The organism is Tsuneonella litorea (assembly GCF_025154015.1).
Lineage (GTDB): Bacteria > Pseudomonadota > Alphaproteobacteria > Sphingomonadales > Sphingomonadaceae > Tsuneonella > Tsuneonella litorea.
The window spans coordinates 156,252-175,673 of record NZ_JAOAMV010000005.1 but is presented as its reverse complement, the minus strand read 5'-3'; the positions used below and the strand labels follow the sequence as shown (position 1 = coordinate 175,673).

The following is a 19,422-nucleotide window of genomic DNA, read 5'->3' as shown; positions in this document are numbered from 1 at the left end:
GCGCGCCATGCGGAGCCTGCAAGACATTGCCGAGGAATACTCGTTCCTCGAACCCGACGATCGCTACCGCCTGCTGATCGAGCTCGGCCGCGAGCTCGAGGAAATGCCCCAGGCGCTCAAGACCGACGCCACGCTGGTGCGCGGATGCTCGGCGGCGGTATGGGTCTATCCGACGGGCGACGCCGACCGGCTGCACTTCCTGGCCGACAGCAACGCCGCGATCACCAAGGGGATCGTCGCGCTCGTCATCGCGGCCGTGCAGGACCGCCCGGCGGCCGAGGTCGCCGGGATGGACGTGGCCGCGGCGCTCGCCCCGTTCGACCTCAGGAACCAGCTCAGCAGCAACCGCACGCAGGGCGTGCCGAACATGATCGCGCTGGTGCAGGAGCACGCCACGCGGATCGCAGGCGGACGCCGCTAGGCCCGCAGGTCGGCCGGAATCGGGGCCAGACGCGGTCCTGCCTGGCGAAAATTGCGCAGGTCGAGGAAGCGCGAAAGGAACGGCATGTCCGGGTCGGCGATTCGCGCGGGCGTGCGCCCGGCGAACATGCGGATTTCGCGGATCATGTGCGACTGGTCGTAGAAGTGGTCCTGGATCGCGCCCAGGTCCTCGTCGGAAAGGCCGGGCTTCGCAAGCAGCACCGCCGCGCGCAGGGCGCGGTACTTGCGCACGAGCGTGGCCGGGGCGAGTCCGAAGTATCGCTCGGTCAGGCGCTGCACCTGGCGCGGTCCGTACCCGGAACTGTCGTAGAGGTCGGCGAGCGGGGGCGACAGTGAGCGCGCGAGCCACTCGGCAACGGTGCGAATGAACGCGACGTGGCGCGGCGGCAAAGGCCTCGCCGCGGCGGCCATGCCGCGCGCGAGGATTGCGGCCTTGTCGCCGTCGGACAGCGAATCGTAGTCGCGCAGGATCGCCTCCCCGGCGTCGGCCAGCGGGGCGCGGACGACCTCCGCCGCGGCCCGCACGCGGTTGCCGTGTTCCGCGGCTGAAAGGCCCGTCAGGCTCGCCCAGCCGACCGGGCTCAGCATCGCGCCGAAAGCATCCCACGGCCCTTCCATCTCGAGAGTCGTCGCCGCCGAGGTCGGCGTGACGAGGGTGAACCCGGGTCCGCGCTCGACCCGGTCGTCGAGGAACCGCAGGGTGCCCGTGCCCTTGCCGAGCAGGATGAGTATCCCGATCGAGGAGGGCTGGACGTCGCGGATGTGGGCTTCATCGCACCGCACCCGGTAGAAGGTCGTGGCAAGTCCCGCCGCTTCGTCCGGCGGTGCGATGAGTTCCATGCGCAGGAGGTCGGCGCGGGTCAGCCGGGCCTGGTCAGGCACCGCGTTCTGGCTGACATCGGACTGATCGCGACCCATCTGCCGGCTGTTTTCCCGATTGCGGCAATCAAGTCCAGCGTCGTCGAAGGATCAGGCCCCGGCGCTCTCGCGCACGACGGCGATGCCGGCTTCGCGCTGGCGCTTCAGCTCGGCCTTGAGCTTCGCCGGATCGCGCGCGAAAACAAAGCCGAAGCTGACGCCGCCCTCCTTGCCGATCGTCGCGTGGTGGAGCTTGTGCGCCTGCACCAGACGCTTGGCGTAGCCACGCTTGGGCACCCAGCGGAACCAGCGCTGATGGACCAGCCCGTCGTGAACGAGCGTGTAGATGACCCCGTAGGCAAGCACGCCGAGGCCGATCCAGGTTCCCGGCCACCACGCGCCGTCGCCCATGATCATCGGGCTGCCGATCGCGAACATCGATATGCTGAGTGCCGCGCCGACGAGCGCGTAGAGGTCGTTCCTTTCCAGGAAACCGTCGTGCGGTTCGTGATGGTCGCGGTGCCAGGCCCATCCGAAACCGTGCATGATGTACTTGTGGCTCGACCACGCAACGCCTTCCATCGCGAGCACGGTCGCAAGCACGATCAGCGAGGGCAAGAGCCAGTCCATCGACGGCCAATATAGGTCAGTCGCCGGGGAAAAAGAACCGCGAGATCTCTTCGCCGATGCGCGCCGGGCGCAGGCTGGTCGCATCCACGCAGCACCAGCTCGAACTGACCTCGGCGAGCACGTCTTCGCCGCGCTGGATCACCGTGCGGTAGAACGCCCGCGCCCCGTGGATCTTCTCGAGCACGGTCTTGGCGATCACGTCGTCCTCGAGAAACGCGGGACGCCGATAGGTGATCTCGTGCTTGAGCGCGACCCACAGCCGCTCGGCCACCGCGTCCGCGGGGGCGAGCTTGTTCCAGTGCGCAAGAACGGCATCCTGCACCCAGCCCAAGTACCGCGCATTGTTCACGTGGCCCATGAAGTCGATGTCGCTGGGCATGATGCGAATCGGAAAGTGGAAGGGAGCCGCTGCTGACATGCCTGTCAGTTAGTGCATGGACCCTTGCATTTCCATGACCGCCGCCGGGTTTATTTTCGGCCGCGCCCCTGACACCTGCCGGCACCGCTAAACGCGCAGCCAGACCACGGACAAGATTATCCATCTTGTCCCCCATGGGGCCGCGCGCCTAGCCCCGCCCCATGGCCAGCCGCCCGCGCACCTTGTACGAGAAGATCTGGGACGCCCACGTCGTCGAGACCCGCGACGACGGGACGGCGCTGCTCTACATCGACCGCCACCTCGTTCACGAAGTGACCAGTCCGCAGGCGTTCGAGGCGCTCAGGGCCGCGGGCCGCACCGTGCGGCGTCCTGACCTGACGCTGGCGGTTCCCGATCACAACCTGCCGACCACGGCGCGCCGTGCGCCAGACGGCAGCCAGCTTCCCATCGACGACCCCGAAAGCGCCGCCCAGCTCGCCGCGCTCGAGGCGAATGCCCCTGCTTTCGGCATCCGCTACATCGGCGCGACCGACCGCGAGCAGGGCATCGTCCACGTCGTCGGCCCCGAGCAGGGCTTCTCGCTGCCGGGCGCGACGATCGTTTGCGGCGACAGCCACACCGCCGCGCACGGCGGGATCGGCGCGCTTGCGTTCGGGATCGGCACGAGCGAGGTCGAGCACGTGCTCGCCACGCAGACCCTGCTGCTGCGCAAGTCGAGGACGATGGAAATACGGGTCGAGGGCGAACTCGGCCCCGGCGTCACCGCGAAGGACCTCATCCTCCACATCATCGGCGTCGTCGGCACCGCGGGCGGCACCGGCCACGTGATCGAGTACCGCGGCCCCGTGTTCGAGGCGATGAGCGTCGAGGGCCGGCTGACCGTCTGCAACATGAGCATCGAGGCGGGCGCCCGCGCGGGCCTGATCGCGCCGGACGAAACGACGTTCGCCTATCTCGAGGGACGTCCCTTCGCCCCGCGCGGCGCGGAGTGGGACCGCGCTGTCGCCTGGTGGCGCTCGCTGGCCACCGACGCGGGAGCGGCCTTCGACAAGTCGGTCGTCATCGACGCGGCCCGCGTCGAGCCGACCGTCAGCTGGGGCACCAGCCCTGAAGACGTCGTCCCGATCGGCGGCAGCGTGCCCGTCCCGGACAGCTTTGCCGACCCTTCGAAGCAGGACGCCGCCCGCCGGAGCCTCGACTACATGGGGCTGCGCCCCGGCCAGCCGATGACCGAAATCGCCATCGAGAACGTCTTTATCGGCAGCTGCACCAACAGCCGGATCGAGGACCTGCGCGCCGCGGCCGAGGTGCTGCGCGGCCGCCGCAAGTCCCCGCAGGTAAAGTGGGCGATCGTCGTGCCCGGTTCGGGCCTCGTGAAGCGCCAGGCGGAGGAAGAGGGCCTCGACAGGGTGTTCACCGACGCCGGGCTCGAATGGCGCGAGCCGGGCTGCTCTGCCTGCCTCGCGATGAACCCCGACAAGGTCCCGCCCGGTGAACGATGCGCGAGCACGAGCAACCGCAACTTCGTCGGCCGCCAGGGTCCCGGCGCGCGCACGCATCTCGTCAGCCCGGCGATGGCTGCGGCTGCGGCGGTGACCGGCAAGCTCACCGATGTTCGCGAGCTGGTGAGCTGACCGGCCGCAAGACCGCCTTCGCGCCCGTCGCCGCCGCGGACGCGCGGGTCCTGATCCTCGGCAGCCTGCCCGGCGAGGCCTCGCTCGCGGCGCGGCGCTATTATGCCCATCCGCAGAACCGGTTCTGGCATCTCGTCGGCGGCGCGATCGGCCGTGACTTGTCCGCGCTCGAATACGAAGCGCGTCTGGCGGCTCTCCAGAAGGCGCGCATCGCACTGTGGGACACGGTCGCCTCGGCGCGCCGCGCGGGCAGCCTCGATTCGGCGATCCGCGAGGCCGAGCACGCCCCGCTGGCAGACCTCGTCGCCACCCTACCCGCGCTTCGGGCGGTCGCCTTCAACGGGCGCAAGGCGAGCGCCATCGGGCGGCCGCAACTGGCCCAGAGCAACCTCGCGCTGGTCGACCTGCCCTCGTCGTCTCCTGCCTTCGCGGCGATGCCGCTGGCCGACAAAGAGCGCCTTTGGGCCGGGCTAGCCGATTTCCTGAGCTGACCCCTTGCGCGGCACCGCGCCCCGCCGCATGGATGGGCACATGACGAAAAAGCTTACTGGCAAGGCCGTGGCCGCCGGCGCGGCGATCGGCTCGGCGGCCATCGCCGCTGCGCTCCTCTACGCGACCAAGCGCAAGGACAAGCACAAGCCCGAACAGCTGCCGCCGATCCCGTCGGGCGAAGCGCCCGAAACCGACTGATGGAGCCGATCCGCGAGGTAGAGGGGCGGGCGATCCCGTTCGGCGCGAAGAACGTCGACACCGACGTGATCATCCCCGCCCACTGGCTCAAGACGGTGACCCGCGAAGGACTCGGCCGCGGCGCCTTTGAAACGGTGCGCGCGCAGCCCGGCAACGTGTTCGACGATCCCGCATACGCGGGCGCCCCGATCCTGATCGCGGGCGACAATTTCGGCTGCGGGTCGAGCCGCGAGCACGCCGCCTGGGCGCTGCTCGACCTTGGCGTTCGGGCGGTCATCGCGCCGAGCTTTTCCGACATATTCGCCGGCAACGCGTTCAAGAACGGCATCCTCACCGTCGCGCTGCCGCAGGAACAGGTCGACCGCCTGCTTGCGGTGGCGCAGACCGATCCCATCGCGATCGACCTCGAACACCAGGTCGTGACCACCCCTTTCCAGGACCGCTTCGGGTTCGACATCGACCCGTTTCGCAAGGCGTGCCTGATGGAAGGACTGGACGAGATCGGGCTCACGCTCGCGCGCGACGAAGCGATCGCCACGTACGAAGACCGGCAGGCACGCGACATGCCATGGCTGGCACACGGAACCGAAATAGCTGCATGAAGGCCCCTACCCGATGAAAGCCCTACGCACCCACGCCGTCGGCGGACCCGACACCCTGACCCTCGACGAAGTGGACGATCCCGTCCCCGGAAAGGGACAGGTCGTCGTCGCGGTAAAGGCCTGCGCGATCAATTTTCCCGACACGCTGATGATCCGCGATCTCTACCAGTTCAAGCCCGAGCGTCCCTATGCGCCCGGCGGCGAGATCGCCGGCGTGGTCGAGGCGGTCGGCGAGGGCGTCGACCAGTTCAAGGTCGGCGACCGGGTGTTCGGCGGGATCGGCAACGGCGGCCTGGTCGAAAAGGTCGCGGTCGACGCGCGGCGGCTTTTCCCGGTGCCCGAAGGGGTGCCGTTCGAAAAGGCCGCGTCGCTGATGATGACGTACGGCACGACAATCCACGGCCTCAAGGATCGCGGCCACATCAAGGCCGGCGACGTGATGCTGGTCCTCGGCGCGGCCGGCGGCGTGGGCCTCTCGGCGGTCGAACTCGGCAAGGCGTTCGGGGCGAAGGTGATCGCCGCCGTGTCGAGCGAGGCGAAGGGCGAAGTGGCGCGGCGGGCCGGTGCCGACGACGTCGTGATCTACCCCAAGGGGGAGATGTCGAAGGACGAAAGCAAGGATCTGGCGAACAGGTTCAAGGCGGCCTGCGGGCCCGAGGGCGCGAACATCGTCTATGACATCGTAGGCGGCCAGTATTCGGAGCCGGCCTTGCGCGCGATCGCGTGGGAAGGCCGCTTCCTGGTGGTCGGCTTCCCGGCAGGGATCGCGAAAATGCCGCTCAACCTGACGCTTCTGAAGAGCTGCGACATCTGCGGCGTGTTCTGGGGGGCCTTCACCGCGCGCGAACCGGAGAAGTTCCGCGCCCAGGCGGCCGAGCTGTTCGACCTCATGAAGGCGGGCAAGATCGACCCGCTGATCTCGGAAACCTTCCCGCTCGAACGCGGGGGCGACGCGATCGCCAAGCTGGAAAATCGCGAAGCCGTGGGCAAGCTGGTCGTCACGATGGAGTGAACCCTATGCGCAAGAATGCCGTTGTCCTGGCCGCCGCGACGAGTGCGGCGCTTGCCGCCTGCGCCGTCAACGTGGAAAACCACGCCCCGCCGCCACCTTCCACGATCGATGCGCACAAGCTGGTGGATGCGCGCAAAGGCGGCATGGCGATGTCGGTGGCGGCGCTCGGCGCCATTTCGAACGGCCTCGCGAGCAAGGCCCCGACGAAGTCGTATCGCCTGCCGGCAGATGGCCTTGCGCATTTCGCGCAGTCGCTGCCCGCGCTGTTCGATCCGCGCACGCAGGGGGACGCGATGTCCAAGGCTTCGCCCGCGATCTGGAGCGATCCGGCCGGTTTCGCCGCGCGCGTCGACCAGTACGGCGCGGCGACCGAGCGCCTCCTCGCCGCGGTCACGTCCGATGATACCGCCGCGATCGAGGCCGCCCTTGCCAGCACGAAGGCCGCGTGCAAAGCGTGCCACGATACATACCAGCTCAATAGGCAGGCAGACACGACATGACCGATTTCAAGGATCGCGAGCGCGGCGAGGAACGCAAGTTCGTGATGGACGAGGACGCAGCCTTTCGCGTTGCCGCGCGGCGCAACCGGCTGCTCGGCCACTGGGCGGCCGACAAGATGGGCCTGACCCCCGAGGAAACCGATGCCTATGCCAAGGCGGTGGTCCAGGCCGACTTCGAGGAAGCCGGCGACGAGGACGTGATCCGCAAGGTGCTGGGCGATCTCACCCAGGCTGGCTGCGACGTCAGCGAGGCCGAGGTGCGCGCCGCGCTCGAGGAAAAGGCCGTCGAGGCGCGCCGCCAGCTCATGAGCGAAAGCTGATCGAATGCCGATGCAGGCGAACGAGATCGAGGCGCTGATCCGCGCCGCGATTCCCGATGCCGAGGTCGAGATCCGCGACCTCGCCGGCGACGGCGATCATTACGCGGCCCACGTGGTCAGCGCATCGTTCGCCGGACTTCCCCGGGTGCGGCAGCACAAGCGGGTCTACGATGCCCTGGGGGACCGGATGGGCGGGGAACTGCACGCCTTGCAACTGACCACCGCCGTCCCCAACTGAATCCCCACGCAACCGGGCGAACGCCTGGTACAAAGCCCCGATAACAAGCAAGGTCCGGCCATGTCCGACGTCAAACAACGCATCGCCGACATCGTCGAGCAGAACGATGTCGTGCTCTTCATGAAGGGCACCCCGCTTTTCCCGCAGTGCGGCTTTTCCAACCGCGCGGTCTCGATCCTCGACCACTGCGGCGTCTCCTACGAGAGCGTCGACGTGCTGCAGGACATGGAGATCCGCCAGGGCATCAAGTCGTACAGCGACTGGCCGACGATCCCCCAGCTCTACGTCAAGGGCGAGTTCGTCGGCGGCAGCGACATCATGATGGAGATGTTCGAGGCCGGCGAACTGCAGACCCTCATGAACGAGAAGGGCGTGGCCACCGCCGATTGAGGCGCAAGTCCGGTCCGTTCGGCAAAAAGAAATCCCGTCCGGCTGGGTAGGCCGGACGGGTTGTTTCTTCATGGGTTCTCGGGTCGGGGAGGCAGAACCGGGAGACCGGTGGTCCCGCCTCGTTGGAAGACCGTTGGGGTGTCCGCGACATTGCACGGAACGTGCCAAGTCGCAGCGACCGCGGATTCGCGCGGATTGCGATGGTTAACACCCTTAACCCCTCCGCGCGGTTGTAAGGAAAACCGACAGCCTCGGCGGCGATAATCGGTCTTGGCATGCAACCCCTTGCGCGCCACAGTCGCCGCAATGACCGAGACATCCGATCGACCCTCGATCCCCGCCGCGACGGTAATCGTGTTCCGCAACGATCCGGCCGGCGGGTCGCCGCAAATCCTGATGGTCACCCGCCACAACGCGATGACCTTTGCCGGCGGCATGGCGGTGTTTCCCGGCGGGCGCGTGGACCCGGAGGATCATGCGCTGGCCGCCACGCTCGACACCGAGTTCGACAGCGACGAAGCCGCGCACAGGATCGCCGCGGTGCGCGAGACGCTGGAGGAAACCGGCCTCGCAATCGGGCTTGTCGGCGACGTGTCGGCCGACACCGCGCGCGAGGCACGCGCCTTGCTCGAACGGGAAGGCGCGCTCGCTCCGGTGCTGGCTGCGATGGACTGGTCGCTCGACCTCGGCTCGGTGGTCCCTTTCGCGCGCTGGCACCCCAAGAACGAGCGCATTCCGCGGATCTTCGACACGCGCTTCTACCTTGCCGATCTCGGCACCGGGGCCGTCGAGCTCGAGATAGACGGCAGCGAGAACACGCACCTGTTCTGGACCAGCGCGTCCGGCGCGCTCGACATGGCCTCTCGGGGCGACCTTTCGGTGATCTTCCCGACCCGCCGCAACCTCGAACGCCTTGCGCAGTTCGGTTCGTTCGCGGAAGCGCGCGCCCACGCCGAAGCGACCCCGGTCAGAACCATCACTCCGTGGATGGAGGAACGCGGCGGCGTACGCTGGCTGCGGATACCCGACGATGCCGGATACCCGGTAGCTGGAGAACCGCTCACGACAGCGGCGCGGGGATGACCCTCGCGTGAGGCCCTCGCCCCCCGGGCGGGCGGCCAATGCGTTCGGTTCGAAGGACGCACGCTTTCGCTTCGCGGGAGCGGCCTGCGGTGGTAAGAACCGCGCCGCTAGAGAAGGAGGGAGCGATGAGGAAATCGTTGTTGCTGCTGACTGTGCCGGCACTGCTCACCGCGTGCCAGGCGAGCGAAACGCCGGCCGACGATCCGGCCGGCGCGAGTGCGGCCGCCACGGCCGACACCGGAGCGGAAGAGCAAGCCATCCGCCAGCAGGTCGACCGCTGGCTCCAGCTCGTCGAAGCCAAGGATGCCGAAACCATCGCCGGCCTCTACACCGAAGACGGCGCGGTGATGCCGCCCAATGCGCCGATCGGCAAAGGGCGCGCAGCCATCAAAGAAACCTGGGCAGCGATGATGCAGACGCCTGGCTTCGCGCTGACCTTCGAGCCCGAGGAAATCCTCGTTGCAGCCTCGGGCGACCTCGCGCTGGACCGGGGGACCTACCGGCTGACGGTTGCGCCCGACGGCACCCCGGTCACCGACACGGGGAAATACGTGGTCGTCTGGCGCAACGTCGGCGGCGAATGGAAGGCAGCGGCGGACATCTTCAACAGCGACCTGCCCGCCGGCGGCGGCTGACCAGCCCTGCCGCGCAACGGTCGCCGGTTCCTTCCTGCCGCTTGCCCTCGCGGGCAGATGGCGAACCGCGGCGCTTTCGTGAATCCCGGTAAAGTGCCCATGTTGCCTTCGATCGCTGCAAGGCGTTCCCCGAAGCGGGCAAGCAGGGCGCGTTCTTCATGGTGCGCGGTGATGCCTATCTGGCGTTGCTGGAACTGCGGAATATGTGCCCGGAGATTGTGCTGGCACTGTCAGCAGAGCAACCGATCAGTAGCTCGGAGGTGAATGCTTGAGGTCGGCGGGCTGCGCGACATTCACAGAGAACTTAACCCTGCTCACCGTTTCGTTTCTTTGAGAGCCGGTCGCCCCGCTTTGGGCTTCCGCTGACATCTTCGCTGTCACCACCGATAGGATGCCGGCACTTGCGGACAACTTCTCTCCGCTAGTGTTGCCCCTTTCGTCGACCACCACGACAGCTACGTCAAACTCAACTGGGGTAGGACTTGCGTGTCGGTGGTCCGGGTTCTCTGAAGTTGTCCACTCAGGGTTTATTCTCGCGCCCGGATTGATCTCCTTGAGCCTGTTTCGCGCATCCTCAACTCCGGTAACAATTTGAGTGAGTGTCTCTGAGACGAAGCTCTTGAGGTCCATGCCCATTCCCCGCGCGTTACCTATGCGTTACCTGACAACCGCAGAGGTAACGCCTAAAGTTCTGATTTAGTGGCGCGCCCGGCAGGACTCGAACCTGCAACTCCAAGCTTAGAAGGCTCGTGCTCTATCCAGTTGAACTACGGGCGCGCTGCGGCAACGCGCATAGCGTGCTTTTCGCGGGGCACAAATCGGGATATCGGATCGTCCATGAGCGAGCAGGTGGCAGCGATCGAGGGGGGAGCCGCCGCGCCGCGGCACTTCCGCTATTACGACCTCATCATGGCGGCCTTCGTGGCCATCCTGCTGCTGTCGAACGTGATCGGCGCATCGAAGCCGAGCTACGTCGTGCTGCCGGGCGGGACCCAGTGGGCGTTCGGCGCGGGCGTGCTGTTCTTCCCCCTGAGCTACGTGATCGGCGACGTGCTGACCGAGGTCTATGGTTATGCCCGCGCCCGGCGGGTGATCTGGGCGGGTTTCGCGGCGCTCGCCTTCATGGCGTTCATGGCCTGGGTGGTGGTGGCTCTGCCGCCTGCCGCCGGATGGCCGGGCCAGGAGGCGTACGAGTTCGTCTTCGGCAATTCGTGGCGGATCGTGCTCGCCTCGATCACCGCGTTCTGGGTGGGCGAGTTCGCCAACAGCTTCGTGCTCGCCAAGATGAAGCTGATGACCGAGGGTCGCCATCTGTGGATGCGGACGATCGGCTCCACCTTCGTCGGGCAGGGCCTCGACAGCCTGATCTTCTACCCGCTCGCATTCTACGGCCTCGCGGGCTGGCCGATCGAGCAGCTTGCGATGGTGGTGATCTCGCAATGGGCGATCAAGACCGCGTGGGAAGCCCTGCTGACGCCGGTGACCTACGCCGTGGTCGGCTTCCTGAAGCGGCGCGAGGGGGTCGAGGTGTTCGACCGCGGAACGGACTTCTCGCCGTTCGGCCGCGCGTCCTGATCAGACGAGCGCGGCGCTCTCGGCAATCGCGGTGATCCCGCGCTTGCCTTCGCCGTCGCGACCCAGTTGGACGATCACGTCGATCACGCCAGCGGCATAGGCGATCGTGTCGCTGCGGGAGAGGCCAATGCCGGTCTGCATGACCATCAGCGCGAGCTGTTCGAGCGCGCCTGTCAGCGAGTTGGCGTGGATGGTCGAGAAGCTGCCCGGGTGGCCGGTATTGATCGCGCGCAGGAAGCTGACGCTCTCCGCCCCGCGCAGTTCGCCCAGCACGATGCGGTCCGGCCGCAGCCGCAGCGCCGCCTGGAGCAGCTCGTTCGCGGTCACTTTCGCTTCGCCCAGCTCGCCCTTCACGGCGACAAGACCGACGCCGTTTTCGCCCGGCAGGCGCAGCTCGGGGGTGTCCTCGACGAGGATCACCCGCTCGCCCTTCGGGATTTCGCCCAGCATGGCGTTGAGGAAGGTCGTCTTGCCGGTGCTGGTGCCGCCGGAGATCAGGATCGTGCGGCGCTGGCGGATCGCCTCGCGGAGGAATGCGATCGGCTGGCCTTGCGCATCGGGCATCGGGGGGCGCTGCTCGCCGCCGAGCGGCCCGGTGTCGTAGGCGTCGAGCGGCAGGTCGAGCCGGCGATGGCGGCGGATCGCCATCGCCCAGTGCCGGCGCGCCGCGGGCGGGCCGCAGAACTGCACCCGCGCGCCGTCGGGCAGCGTCGCGCCGAGCAGCGGGTGCTCGCGGTTGATCCCCTGGTGACTGACGCGGGCGACCTGTTCGGCGAGGCGCTGGACGAGCCGGTCGTCGATCTCAGGTGCATCGACCCGGACCATGCCCCCTTGCGCGGCATCCTCGATCCATACTTCGCCCGGCCGGTTCACGAGGATCTCGGTAACCGTGTCGACGTCGAGCCAGCGCTGGAAAGGCGCGAGGTAGGCGTCGAGATAGACGCTGCGTTCGGCCGCGCCACCGCTCGTGGGAAGGGGATGCACGTCGGCCACGGCGGCCTACTTGACCGTCGAGAAGTCGAGGTCGCGGGCAGTGAACACGCGGATCGGCTCGCCCGCCCGGACCCGCACGGTCGGCGGGATCTGGCCGTCCTGCTGCGCCGCGGTCTGCGCCGCGCTCGACCCGCCGCCGAGGATCACCGAGGCGCCGCCGGTCGCGAGGCCGCCGATCACCGACAGCAGCATCGACGATCCGAACCGCCGGAAGAAGTGGCTGTTGACCTTGCCCTCGAGCCCCGTGGTTCCGTCGAATCCGACCGCGGGCGAGGCGAGGTTGACCGACGCGCCGTCGGGCCGGATCAGCCGGGTCCAGATCACGTAGGCGCGCTTCTGCCCGCCCTGCAGGCCCGACTGGTACTGGCCGATCAACCGGCTGGAGCGCGGCACGAGGACGCGGGTGCCGTCGAAGCTGCGCACGTCCTGGCTCACCACCGCGCGCACGTAGCCGGGCACGTCGGTGTTGATCGCCGTTTCGAGCACGGCCGGGATCAGCGTGCCTTGCGTCACCGTCGTCTGCGGGTTGACCATCGCGCGCGCCTGCGCCGGTGCGCCGCCGACGCCGCCGATCTTGCTGGCGAAATCGTTCGCGGTACCGGTCGTACCGCCCGCCTCGCCCGCAGGTCCCGGGGCGGCTTCGCCCAGGCCGCCGCCCGGCAGGTTGCTGGCGTCGAACACAACCGTCGGGTTCGCATAGGGATTGGCCCGCACGCCCTGTACCGGCTGGACCGGCTGCGCATAGACCGGCTGCGGAGCGGGGTCGGGTCGCGGCGCCATGGCGGCCCCGGGAGCCGGCGTCGCGACTTCGGTCACCGCCTGCGACGGTACCGCCGGCGCCTGCTGCACGCCCGCCTGCGGGGTCGCGCCGTCCGCCTTCTCGGTCCGCGCGGCGTTCATGCTCCACAGCGTGACCGCGCCGAGCAGCCCGATCACCGCCACGCCGGCGGCAAGACCAAGCCCGTCGGACTTGCCCTTGCGCTGGGTGACCGCCGGAAAGGCGTTGCGGCTGGCAAGATCGATGATCTCAGCGCTCTCGCCCTCGCGCGGGTCAAGATCGCCCGAGGCGGGTTCTCCGGCCTTCTTCGCCGGCAGGCGCATGGCGAGTCGCATCAGCGGTTCCCTTCCTTGATCTGGGTGTCCGTACGGGCGAGCGCGGCCTGCGGCGCGGCCAGGGCCGGGGCGGCACGCACGGGTCCGTTGTTGACGATTGTGGCCGCATCCTTGCCCGAGCGCAGCACGATCTCGCGCGGGACCCCGTCGACCACGATCACGTCGCCGCGAACGGTGAAGTTGACCGGCCCTTCCATGCCCTTGGCGTCCTTGACGAGGATCGCCGGCACCGGGCTGTCCGCCGGCCACGCGAGGAAGGTCGCGGCGCCATCGTCGTACGTCCGCGCGGGGAGGAGCTTGCGATCGCCCTTGCCCTCCCAGGCGAAGTTGAGCTCGGCCGGGTCGGTGACCGCCCGCGGGTCGGTGATCGCGGCGAACTCCTCTTCGGTCGGCCCGTCAGTGGTCGCCAGCTGCGGCGACGGCTTCGGTTCGTTCGGATAGGTGAAGCGCAACACGTACAGCGGGTTGGCCCTCGCCGAGGCGACGAGATCGAACAGGTAGGTGTGCCGGTCGGTCACTACCGTCATGTTGGTGGCCGCGCCCGGGCTCAGCGGCTTCACGAACAGCAGGTTCGCCCGCTTGTTCGGCGTGACCTGCCATGCCTCGCTGTCGCCGATCGCGACGTTCTCGATATGCTCGTCCTCGCCGAACTGGATCGTCGCCTGGACCTTGGTCCGCCCCTCGATGCGGACGACCTTGCCCGCATCGTAGATCCTCTCGACGATCCGCGAATCGTCGGCGAACGCAGCGGTCGAGGCGGCCAGCAGGGTGAGCGCAAGGCTTGCGCGGATCATGTCACTTTCTCCGATTGGCGCGCCTGAAGACGGGGCGGCGGCGACTTGTAGCGGCTGCCGATACCCCTGGCGCGCGTCGACCCGATCATCGGCGACCCCACCTGACCGGGGGCTGAAGCGGCGGTGGCAGTGACGACGCGGGTGTCGCGCAGTCCGCCTGACGCCGATCCCGCCCCCACGTCGTTCGCGGCGGGCGCGGTGGCGAAGGCGGTCACGGGAATGCGTCGTTCACCGCCCGCGGAGGGCTGCGCGGCTGCGGACGAGGCGGCGGTCGCCGCGGCTGGTACGACAGTGGGCGCGGCCGCGGTCGAGACGCCCTCACTCCGCTCATTCCGGTCGCTCGCAAGCCCGAACACGCGCCAGCCGCCGACCATCGTGGCAGCGACCTTCAGCACCATCGCCATCAACGCCATGTGGACCGCGCCGACGAGGAAGAACGCCATCGCCGCCTGCGGGTCTATCTGTCCCGGAGTCTGCACCAGAACGGCGAGGATCGGCACCGCGAGTTCGAGCATGACGCTGCCCCCGAGAACCGCGAACAGCGGCACCAGGGCGAGCATCACGAGCCCCTTGAGCCACCCGGTGAATAGCCCTCGGGTGCTGCCGAACAGCGCCATGACCACGAAGATCGGCCCCGCTGCCACCAGCACCGCGAGCGCGATGCGCGCAGTGACGAGCACGCCCACCGTGCCGAGCAGGAACAGCATCGCGCCCAGCCACATCATGCCCTCGGGCGAAAAGGCGGAAATGTCCTTCCCCTCGGCCTGGCCGGGGCTCGCCTGCTGGAGCGCCTGGAACACCACGTCGATCTTCTGCGCGAAGACCTGCGTCGCGCTCTCGCGGCTTCCGGTGATGACCCCTGCGACCCAGTCAGGCCCCGCGACGGTGAAGTTGAGCACGAGCGTGCTGTAGGCGACCCAGCTCGTCACCACCGTCAGCACCGCGCCGATGGTCATCATCCGCGGGGTGAGCGAGCGGACCGAGAGATTGGCGCGGCCGAGCAGCAGGTTGATCCCGAACCACGCGACGAACAGCCCGAGCAGGATGGTCAGCGTGGTGACCATCGCCCCGCCCGGCGCGAACAGGCGCCCGAACGCCGACGCCATCGTCTCGCCGGCGACGCAATCGACCGCTTGCAGCGCCGCGGCGACGCCGTTGCCGACGCCCTCGGCCGCCCGGTCGCAGGCCGCGCTCATTCGGCCGCGAGGCGGAACGATGGATGGTCGCCGCCTTCCTGTTCGATTCCCGAACCGCCGGGCCAGGCATGGCCGGTGAGCGCGGGGAACCAGTCGGCCGGGTTGTCGCCGACCGCCTCGCGCAAGAGATCGAGCCGCCGCACCGAGCTTTCGCGGCCTGACAGGACCGCCAGCACCTCGGGCGCGCCCGAGAGGTCGAGCCGTACGACGACGCTCGCATCGGGCTGGCGGATCAGGAACGCGCGGCTGTGCGCGGGCAGGCTGCGGATCAGAGCCAGCTCGTGGTTGGTCAGCCCGAACCCGTCGCAATAGTCCTCGGCCCGGGCGCGGGCATTGGGCATGAAGATCATCGTCGCGGTCTGTTCGACCAGCGCGGTGGCGATCCGGCTCTCGAGCGCGTCGCGGGCCGACTGGGTCGCGAACCCGACCAGTGCGTTGCGTTTGCGCAGCGTCTTGAGCCAGTCGCGGATGCGCGCGGCAAATACCTCGTCGTCGAGCGCCTTCCACCCCTCGTCGATCAGGATCATCGTCGGCTTGCCGTCGAGCCGCTCCTCGATCCGGTGGAACAGGTACATCATCGTCGGCGTGCGCAGCCGCGGGTTCTCGAGCAGCGCGGTCATGTCGAAGCCGAGCACGCGGGCTCCGAGGTCGAGCTCGTCGCGTTCGTTGTCGAACAGCCACGCGTGCTCGCCGCCGGCGATCCACGCCGAGAGCCGGTCGGCGAGATCACCTGGCTGCGGACGCCTGGCGCCCGACAGCAGCTCGCGGAAATGCCGCAGGCGCCGCAGCGAGGCGTCGTTGGCATAGGCCGCATCGACCGCGCCGGCGATCGTCGCCAGCTCCTCCGGACCGTCGGCCTTGAGCAGCACCGCCAGCCAGTCGCGCAGGAACGCCCGGTTGGTCGGCGTGTCCGGCAGCGCGAGCGGGTTGAACCCGGTCGGCTCGCCGCTGGCGATGCGGTCGTAGCGCCCACCGATGCCGCGAATGAACAGTTCGGCACCGCGGTCCTTGTCGAACAGGATCGTGCGGGGGCTGAACTTCTGCGCCTGCGCGGCAAGGAAGTTCATCACCACCGTCTTGCCCGAGCCCGAGGGGCCGATGACGGTGAAGTTGCCGAGGTCGCCGGTGTGGAAGTTGACGAAGAACGGCGTGCGGCTCGTCGTCTGGAGCAGCGTGACCGCCTCGCCCCAGTGATTACCTTCAGCCTGGCCGAGCGCCATGCCGTGCAGGGAACCGAAGCTCGCCATGTTGGCGCTCGAGATCATCGCGCGGCGGGCAATATAGCTTTCGTTGCCCGGGAACTGGCCCCAGAACGCCGGCTCAAGGTTGGTATCCTCGCGCACGACGATCGCGCCGGTATCGGCAAGCGCCGCGGCACAGGCGGCGGTCGCCTCGTCGAGCTCGGGCAGGGTCGCCTCGCGCACCAGCACCGTCAGGTGATGGTCGCCGAAGCCGACCGCCCCGTTGCCCAGCGCGTCGCGCGCGGCGAGCATGTCGGCGCGCTCGGCCATCGCTTCCTCGTCGGCCGACTTGAGGCGGCGGATCGCGAGGTCCATCCGCTCGCGTGCGGTAGTCCGTTCCGACGGCGCGTAGCTTTCCGACACGATCATCTCGAACGGCTGGCGCAGCAGCGCGTCGAGCAGGCCCGGGCTGGTCGCCTCGGGATAGTCCTTGAGCGACAGGATCGCGGCGAAGTCCGGCTCGCCCGAGCCGCGCAGTTCCATCGCGTCGAGCCCGAAGCTCGCCCGGCGATAGGGCAGCATCTGGCCGATGTCGGTGTCCTCGGCCGGACGGCGCACCGGGCGCATCTCGCCATTGTATAGCGCGGAGAGCAGCTCGAGGATCTCGTTGTTGGTCGCCCCGCTCGGCCCCTGGTAGTCATCGAGCAGCGCCGCGCCGTAGGCCTGGAGCGACGCCACCAGCCCGGTGGCGGCGGCCTTGAGCGAACGCACGTCCCGCGGATCGGCCTCGATCTCCCTGCGGCCCTTGCGCGACCACATCTTGCTCGCCCGTTCGGCCAGCCCCGCCTTGCCCCGCGCAGGACGGCGGATGAGCGTGACGAACTGGTCGTTGACGAACAGCGATCCGCCCGCGAGCCGCTCCTTCCAGCGGCGATCGATGTGCGCGGTCAGCGGATCGGGAAACGCGGCCTCGAGTTCGATCTCGACCCGGCGGCGGATCACGTGGTGGTAGAGCACGAAGCGCGCGTCGAGCGTCGAGCGCAGCATGACCTCGCGGGTCGCCGCGTGGTGGTTGAGCGCGTCCGAATCCTCGGTCTCGAACAGCAGGCCGGGGACCTGCAGCGCGGTCATCACGCTGCCGTCGCGCAGCAGCAGGGTGCTGCCGTCGATCAGGCGCGCATAGGGCAGCCGGTCACCCGCGCGGGCTTCCTTCGCGCTCCAGGCGGCGGCACCGATCCATTTACTCATACTCGCCAATCCTTCCGTCAGGCGGCGTAACTGTTGCAGCCCCATCGTTTCCAGTTCGGAACGCGGGGACACTTGCTGACCTTGGTCAGCCAGAGGTCGAAGATGCGCGGTTCGCGCAGGCAGGCGAAATAGCCGACGAGGTGGAACACCGCCGCGGCGGGCAGCGCCCACCAGCTGCCGGTGATCAGGAACAGCTCGGTCGTGAGCGCGAAGTTGATGATGAAATAGTTGTACGTCACGCCCGCGAACATCTGCGGGCGGGTGAGCGCGCGATGGACGGGATGACGGGCGAGTTCCATCGCTCAGCTCGCCGCCGCGGCGCCCTGGATGCCGGCGACGATGCTCGCCGAACCGAACAGGATGAACACGCCGATGATCACGGTCGCGCCGAAGCGCCAGTTGAGCCGGCCGGTGAGCATCATGAACCCGACCGCCGCGACCGCCATCACCGCGACCGCGGTGGCGACGTTGCCGAGCAGCGTGCCCTGCAGCCACGAAAGCGCGGCGACGATCGGACCCGACCCTTGCGGATCCTGCGCGAAAGCGGCGCTGGAGACGGCGGCCAGGGACAGAGGAAGGAAGCGAGTGAAGCGGATCATACGGGTCAGTTCGGCTTTCGTGAGTGATCGGAGAGGCGGCCCATGATGGCGGCCACGTACCCCTGGGTTTCGCGTATGCGCGGGATGCCGCCGGCCGCGATCACGCGCCCGGGGCCGGCGTTGTAGGCGGCGAGCGCCTTTTCGATATCGCCGTCGAAACGGTCCATCTGCTCGCGCAGGTAGCGCGCGCCGCCCTCGAGATTGGCGAAGGGATCGTCAGCATCGACTCCGAGATAGCTGGCTGTGCCCGGCATCAGCTGGGCCAGCCCACGCGCGCCGACCGGCGAGCGGGCGGCGGCATTCCAGCGGCTTTCCTGCCAGACCACCGCCTCGATCAGGGTGGGCGAAAGGTCGAACCGCCGGGCGAGTTCCTGCACCTTGGCGGCGTAGAGCGCGGGAACGACGCCCGCCTGCGCGGCCGCGTCGGCGATCGCCTGCGGCGGGACGGCGAAATCGGCGGAAAGTTCGACCACGGCGGACGTCGCGGCGGGATCAGCGGCGGGAGCGGCCGCGAGCGCGCCGGAAATCCAGCGCGGCCCTTGCGGACCGATCTCCATCACGTCGGCGTGCGCGGGCACGGCGGCGCACGTCAGCGCCAGCACCGCAAGTCCGCCCATCCGGGACAGAATCATCGCACAACCCTCCATCCAGGTCCCCGTGCCTACACTAAATGACACGGGGGTGACAGATTCCTGAACCGAGATCGGCAAATCATCACGTAAAGATCAGCCCGCCGGAGCGACCCGACGGGCTGAAATCTCCGCGACTTAGGAAGAGTCAGCGCAGCGCGGTGCGAGTCGTGGTGGTCGGCGCAAGTGCTCCGCGATCGAGCGCGGCAAGTGCCTTGAAGGCGAGAGCGCGGCTGTCGACCCAGGCACCCGCGGCTGTTTCGAGGTCGTACCGGTCGCTTGCCCCGATCACCCGTTCGAACATCGCGCGGGCGCGCGCCGTATTCCCCTGGCGGGCATAGGCCACGCCGAGGTTGATCAGCGCTGCGGGATCGCTCGCCCGAAAGTTCGGCTCGAGCTGCGCGACAGCAGCCGCGTCGTCACCCGCCGCCAGCGCTTCGTAGGCGACGTCGACCGACGTGCCCGCCGGGGCCTGTGCGAGCGCCGCCAGGGCGAAAAGGGCGATGGACATGGCGAATTCTCCCACTCGAACTGTCTTTAATGTCGCCAGCATTGCCCATCGAACGGCTTGCCGCAACAAATCCGTAACACTGTCGCTTTTCCGTAACATTGGCCCTTGGCGCCGCTTCGCTGTGCGACGAAAAATTCATTTATCCGTCATATTTTAGTTGCTTTCTCAAAG

At 68.4% G+C, this 19,422-nt stretch carries 26 protein-coding genes and 1 tRNA gene; 13 read left to right on the top strand and 14 right to left on the bottom strand.

Annotated elements, in window-relative coordinates:
* The first annotated feature begins 7 nt into the window (after nucleotides 1-7).
* Nucleotides 8-421, top strand: a complete 414-nt coding sequence (locus N0B51_RS11120; RefSeq protein WP_259962428.1) for a SufE family protein — start codon at nucleotides 8-10, stop codon at nucleotides 419-421.
* On the opposite strand, the gene N0B51_RS11115 is transcribed toward N0B51_RS11120, so the two are convergent.
* From N0B51_RS11115 to N0B51_RS11105, 3 genes are read right to left on the bottom strand one after another with little or no spacing between them, the layout of a single operon-like run.
* A complete protein-coding gene (locus N0B51_RS11115) occupies nucleotides 418-1,359 on the bottom strand; it encodes a helix-turn-helix transcriptional regulator (protein ID WP_259962427.1) in 942 nt (313 codons plus the stop codon). The two genes, N0B51_RS11120 and N0B51_RS11115, sit on opposite strands and share 4 nt — an antisense overlap.
* A gap of 51 nt (nucleotides 1,360-1,410) precedes the next feature.
* Nucleotides 1,411-1,929, bottom strand: coding sequence for a sterol desaturase family protein (locus N0B51_RS11110; protein ID WP_259962426.1), 519 nt, complete (start codon nucleotides 1,927-1,929; stop codon nucleotides 1,411-1,413).
* A 16-nt stretch (nucleotides 1,930-1,945) separates the two neighbouring features.
* The gene (locus N0B51_RS11105) at nucleotides 1,946-2,347 is read right to left on the bottom strand and encodes an acyl-CoA thioesterase (protein ID WP_259962425.1); all 402 of its coding nucleotides are present in this window, start codon (nucleotides 2,345-2,347) and stop codon (nucleotides 1,946-1,948) included.
* Nucleotides 2,348-2,508: 161 nt separating this feature from the next.
* On the opposite strand from N0B51_RS11105, the gene leuC reads away from it, so the two are divergent.
* The 11 genes from leuC to N0B51_RS11050 all read left to right on the top strand — a co-directional run bounded on the left by leuC (nucleotide 2,509) and on the right by N0B51_RS11050 (nucleotide 9,412).
* Nucleotides 2,509-3,942, top strand: a complete 1,434-nt coding sequence (gene leuC / locus N0B51_RS11100; protein ID WP_259962424.1) for a 3-isopropylmalate dehydratase large subunit — start codon at nucleotides 2,509-2,511, stop codon at nucleotides 3,940-3,942.
* Complete coding sequence (locus N0B51_RS11095; RefSeq protein WP_259962611.1) at nucleotides 3,939-4,433, top strand: DNA-deoxyinosine glycosylase; 495 nt, start codon at nucleotides 3,939-3,941, stop codon at nucleotides 4,431-4,433. The genes leuC and N0B51_RS11095 overlap by 4 nt, the downstream gene beginning before the upstream one ends.
* 40 nt (nucleotides 4,434-4,473) lie before the next feature.
* The gene (locus N0B51_RS11090; protein ID WP_259962423.1) at nucleotides 4,474-4,632 is read left to right on the top strand and encodes an isopropylmalate isomerase; all 159 of its coding nucleotides are present in this window, start codon (nucleotides 4,474-4,476) and stop codon (nucleotides 4,630-4,632) included.
* On the top strand, nucleotides 4,632-5,234 hold the full coding sequence (leuD, locus tag N0B51_RS11085; RefSeq protein WP_259962422.1) for a 3-isopropylmalate dehydratase small subunit: 603 nt from the start codon (nucleotides 4,632-4,634) through the stop codon (nucleotides 5,232-5,234). Before N0B51_RS11090 ends, leuD begins: the two co-directional genes overlap by 1 nt.
* Nucleotides 5,235-5,247: 13 nt before the next feature.
* Nucleotides 5,248-6,246, top strand: a complete 999-nt coding sequence (locus N0B51_RS11080; RefSeq protein ID WP_259962421.1) for an NADPH:quinone oxidoreductase family protein — start codon at nucleotides 5,248-5,250, stop codon at nucleotides 6,244-6,246.
* A gap of 5 nt (nucleotides 6,247-6,251) precedes the next feature.
* Nucleotides 6,252-6,746 carry a cytochrome c gene (locus N0B51_RS11075; protein WP_259962420.1) on the top strand — a complete coding sequence of 165 codons (495 nt, stop codon included), beginning with the start codon at nucleotides 6,252-6,254 and terminating at the stop codon, nucleotides 6,744-6,746.
* Entirely contained in the window at nucleotides 6,743-7,066 is a 324-nt protein-coding gene (locus tag N0B51_RS11070) for a DUF1476 domain-containing protein (protein WP_259962419.1), read from the top strand. The genes N0B51_RS11075 and N0B51_RS11070 overlap by 4 nt, the downstream gene beginning before the upstream one ends.
* A 4-nt stretch (nucleotides 7,067-7,070) precedes the next feature.
* Entirely contained in the window at nucleotides 7,071-7,304 is a 234-nt protein-coding gene (locus tag N0B51_RS11065; protein WP_259962418.1) for a BolA family protein, read from the top strand.
* Between the two features lie 60 nt (nucleotides 7,305-7,364).
* The gene (gene grxD / locus N0B51_RS11060) at nucleotides 7,365-7,694 is read left to right on the top strand and encodes a Grx4 family monothiol glutaredoxin (RefSeq protein ID WP_259962417.1); all 330 of its coding nucleotides are present in this window, start codon (nucleotides 7,365-7,367) and stop codon (nucleotides 7,692-7,694) included.
* A gap of 306 nt (nucleotides 7,695-8,000) precedes the next feature.
* Nucleotides 8,001-8,777 carry an NUDIX hydrolase gene (locus N0B51_RS11055; RefSeq protein WP_259962416.1) on the top strand — a complete coding sequence of 259 codons (777 nt, stop codon included), beginning with the start codon at nucleotides 8,001-8,003 and terminating at the stop codon, nucleotides 8,775-8,777.
* Nucleotides 8,778-8,902: 125 nt separating this feature from the next.
* Complete coding sequence (locus N0B51_RS11050; protein WP_259962415.1) at nucleotides 8,903-9,412, top strand: YybH family protein; 510 nt, start codon at nucleotides 8,903-8,905, stop codon at nucleotides 9,410-9,412.
* Nucleotides 9,413-9,658: 246 nt separating this feature from the next.
* Here the strand turns inward: N0B51_RS11050 and N0B51_RS11045 are convergent, their stop codons facing one another.
* Entirely contained in the window at nucleotides 9,659-10,042 is a 384-nt protein-coding gene (locus N0B51_RS11045; RefSeq protein ID WP_259962414.1) for a hypothetical protein, read from the bottom strand.
* Between the two features lie 70 nt (nucleotides 10,043-10,112).
* Nucleotides 10,113-10,189: transfer RNA gene (locus N0B51_RS11040), tRNA-Arg, on the bottom strand.
* A 60-nt stretch (nucleotides 10,190-10,249) separates the two neighbouring features.
* Here N0B51_RS11040 and N0B51_RS11035 point away from each other — a divergent pair.
* Nucleotides 10,250-10,987 (top strand): queuosine precursor transporter, encoded by a 738-nt coding sequence (locus tag N0B51_RS11035; protein WP_259962413.1) that lies wholly within the window; start codon nucleotides 10,250-10,252, stop codon nucleotides 10,985-10,987.
* On the opposite strand, the gene virB11 is transcribed toward N0B51_RS11035, so the two are convergent.
* The 9 genes from virB11 to N0B51_RS10990 all read right to left on the bottom strand — a co-directional run bounded on the left by virB11 (nucleotide 10,988) and on the right by N0B51_RS10990 (nucleotide 19,251).
* The gene (gene virB11, locus N0B51_RS11030) at nucleotides 10,988-11,980 is read right to left on the bottom strand and encodes a P-type DNA transfer ATPase VirB11 (RefSeq protein WP_375545956.1); all 993 of its coding nucleotides are present in this window, start codon (nucleotides 11,978-11,980) and stop codon (nucleotides 10,988-10,990) included.
* 6 nt (nucleotides 11,981-11,986) lie between these two features.
* Complete coding sequence (locus tag N0B51_RS11025; protein ID WP_259962411.1) at nucleotides 11,987-13,093, bottom strand: TrbI/VirB10 family protein; 1,107 nt, start codon at nucleotides 13,091-13,093, stop codon at nucleotides 11,987-11,989.
* Entirely contained in the window at nucleotides 13,093-13,887 is a 795-nt protein-coding gene (locus tag N0B51_RS11020; RefSeq protein WP_259962410.1) for a TrbG/VirB9 family P-type conjugative transfer protein, read from the bottom strand. The genes N0B51_RS11025 and N0B51_RS11020 overlap by 1 nt, the downstream gene beginning before the upstream one ends.
* The gene (locus tag N0B51_RS11015; RefSeq protein ID WP_259962409.1) at nucleotides 13,884-15,083 is read right to left on the bottom strand and encodes a TrbL/VirB6 family protein; all 1,200 of its coding nucleotides are present in this window, start codon (nucleotides 15,081-15,083) and stop codon (nucleotides 13,884-13,886) included. The genes N0B51_RS11020 and N0B51_RS11015 overlap by 4 nt, the downstream gene beginning before the upstream one ends.
* Nucleotides 15,080-17,512 carry a VirB4 family type IV secretion/conjugal transfer ATPase gene (locus N0B51_RS11010; RefSeq protein ID WP_259962408.1) on the bottom strand — a complete coding sequence of 811 codons (2,433 nt, stop codon included), beginning with the start codon at nucleotides 17,510-17,512 and terminating at the stop codon, nucleotides 15,080-15,082. The genes N0B51_RS11015 and N0B51_RS11010 overlap by 4 nt, the downstream gene beginning before the upstream one ends.
* Before the next feature lie 17 nt (nucleotides 17,513-17,529).
* Nucleotides 17,530-17,811 carry a VirB3 family type IV secretion system protein gene (locus tag N0B51_RS11005; RefSeq protein WP_259962407.1) on the bottom strand — a complete coding sequence of 94 codons (282 nt, stop codon included), beginning with the start codon at nucleotides 17,809-17,811 and terminating at the stop codon, nucleotides 17,530-17,532.
* 3 nt (nucleotides 17,812-17,814) lie between these two features.
* Nucleotides 17,815-18,111 carry a TrbC/VirB2 family protein gene (locus N0B51_RS11000; protein ID WP_259962406.1) on the bottom strand — a complete coding sequence of 99 codons (297 nt, stop codon included), beginning with the start codon at nucleotides 18,109-18,111 and terminating at the stop codon, nucleotides 17,815-17,817.
* A gap of 5 nt (nucleotides 18,112-18,116) precedes the next feature.
* Nucleotides 18,117-18,743: a lytic transglycosylase domain-containing protein gene (locus N0B51_RS10995; RefSeq protein ID WP_259962405.1), complete on the bottom strand. Its 627-nt coding sequence runs from the start codon at nucleotides 18,741-18,743 to the stop codon at nucleotides 18,117-18,119.
* A 145-nt stretch (nucleotides 18,744-18,888) separates the two neighbouring features.
* Nucleotides 18,889-19,251 (bottom strand): tetratricopeptide repeat protein, encoded by a 363-nt coding sequence (locus N0B51_RS10990; RefSeq protein ID WP_259962404.1) that lies wholly within the window; start codon nucleotides 19,249-19,251, stop codon nucleotides 18,889-18,891.
* Nucleotides 19,252-19,422: the final 171 nt, after the last annotated feature.

Coding starts and splice junctions, on each gene's coding strand:
- N0B51_RS11120 (WP_259962428.1), top strand. CDS start 8: ATGCGGAGCCTGCAAGACATTGCCGAGGAATACTCGTTCCTCGAACCC.
- N0B51_RS11115 (WP_259962427.1), bottom strand. CDS start 1,359: ATGGGTCGCGATCAGTCCGATGTCAGCCAGAACGCGGTGCCTGACCAG.
- N0B51_RS11110 (WP_259962426.1), bottom strand. CDS start 1,929: ATGGACTGGCTCTTGCCCTCGCTGATCGTGCTTGCGACCGTGCTCGCG.
- N0B51_RS11105 (WP_259962425.1), bottom strand. CDS start 2,347: ATGTCAGCAGCGGCTCCCTTCCACTTTCCGATTCGCATCATGCCCAGC.
- leuC (WP_259962424.1), top strand. CDS start 2,509: ATGGCCAGCCGCCCGCGCACCTTGTACGAGAAGATCTGGGACGCCCAC.
- N0B51_RS11090 (WP_259962423.1), top strand. CDS start 4,474: ATGACGAAAAAGCTTACTGGCAAGGCCGTGGCCGCCGGCGCGGCGATC.
- leuD (WP_259962422.1), top strand. CDS start 4,632: ATGGAGCCGATCCGCGAGGTAGAGGGGCGGGCGATCCCGTTCGGCGCG.
- N0B51_RS11080 (WP_259962421.1), top strand. CDS start 5,248: ATGAAAGCCCTACGCACCCACGCCGTCGGCGGACCCGACACCCTGACC.
- N0B51_RS11075 (WP_259962420.1), top strand. CDS start 6,252: ATGCGCAAGAATGCCGTTGTCCTGGCCGCCGCGACGAGTGCGGCGCTT.
- N0B51_RS11070 (WP_259962419.1), top strand. CDS start 6,743: ATGACCGATTTCAAGGATCGCGAGCGCGGCGAGGAACGCAAGTTCGTG.
- N0B51_RS11065 (WP_259962418.1), top strand. CDS start 7,071: ATGCCGATGCAGGCGAACGAGATCGAGGCGCTGATCCGCGCCGCGATT.
- grxD (WP_259962417.1), top strand. CDS start 7,365: ATGTCCGACGTCAAACAACGCATCGCCGACATCGTCGAGCAGAACGAT.
- N0B51_RS11055 (WP_259962416.1), top strand. CDS start 8,001: ATGACCGAGACATCCGATCGACCCTCGATCCCCGCCGCGACGGTAATC.
- N0B51_RS11050 (WP_259962415.1), top strand. CDS start 8,903: ATGAGGAAATCGTTGTTGCTGCTGACTGTGCCGGCACTGCTCACCGCG.
- N0B51_RS11045 (WP_259962414.1), bottom strand. CDS start 10,042: ATGGACCTCAAGAGCTTCGTCTCAGAGACACTCACTCAAATTGTTACC.
- N0B51_RS11035 (WP_259962413.1), top strand. CDS start 10,250: ATGAGCGAGCAGGTGGCAGCGATCGAGGGGGGAGCCGCCGCGCCGCGG.
- N0B51_RS11025 (WP_259962411.1), bottom strand. CDS start 13,093: ATGCGACTCGCCATGCGCCTGCCGGCGAAGAAGGCCGGAGAACCCGCC.
- N0B51_RS11020 (WP_259962410.1), bottom strand. CDS start 13,887: ATGATCCGCGCAAGCCTTGCGCTCACCCTGCTGGCCGCCTCGACCGCT.
- N0B51_RS11015 (WP_259962409.1), bottom strand. CDS start 15,083: ATGAGCGCGGCCTGCGACCGGGCGGCCGAGGGCGTCGGCAACGGCGTC.
- N0B51_RS11010 (WP_259962408.1), bottom strand. CDS start 17,512: ATGAGTAAATGGATCGGTGCCGCCGCCTGGAGCGCGAAGGAAGCCCGC.
- N0B51_RS11005 (WP_259962407.1), bottom strand. CDS start 17,811: ATGGAACTCGCCCGTCATCCCGTCCATCGCGCGCTCACCCGCCCGCAG.
- N0B51_RS11000 (WP_259962406.1), bottom strand. CDS start 18,111: ATGATCCGCTTCACTCGCTTCCTTCCTCTGTCCCTGGCCGCCGTCTCC.
- N0B51_RS10995 (WP_259962405.1), bottom strand. CDS start 18,743: ATGATTCTGTCCCGGATGGGCGGACTTGCGGTGCTGGCGCTGACGTGC.
- N0B51_RS10990 (WP_259962404.1), bottom strand. CDS start 19,251: ATGTCCATCGCCCTTTTCGCCCTGGCGGCGCTCGCACAGGCCCCGGCG.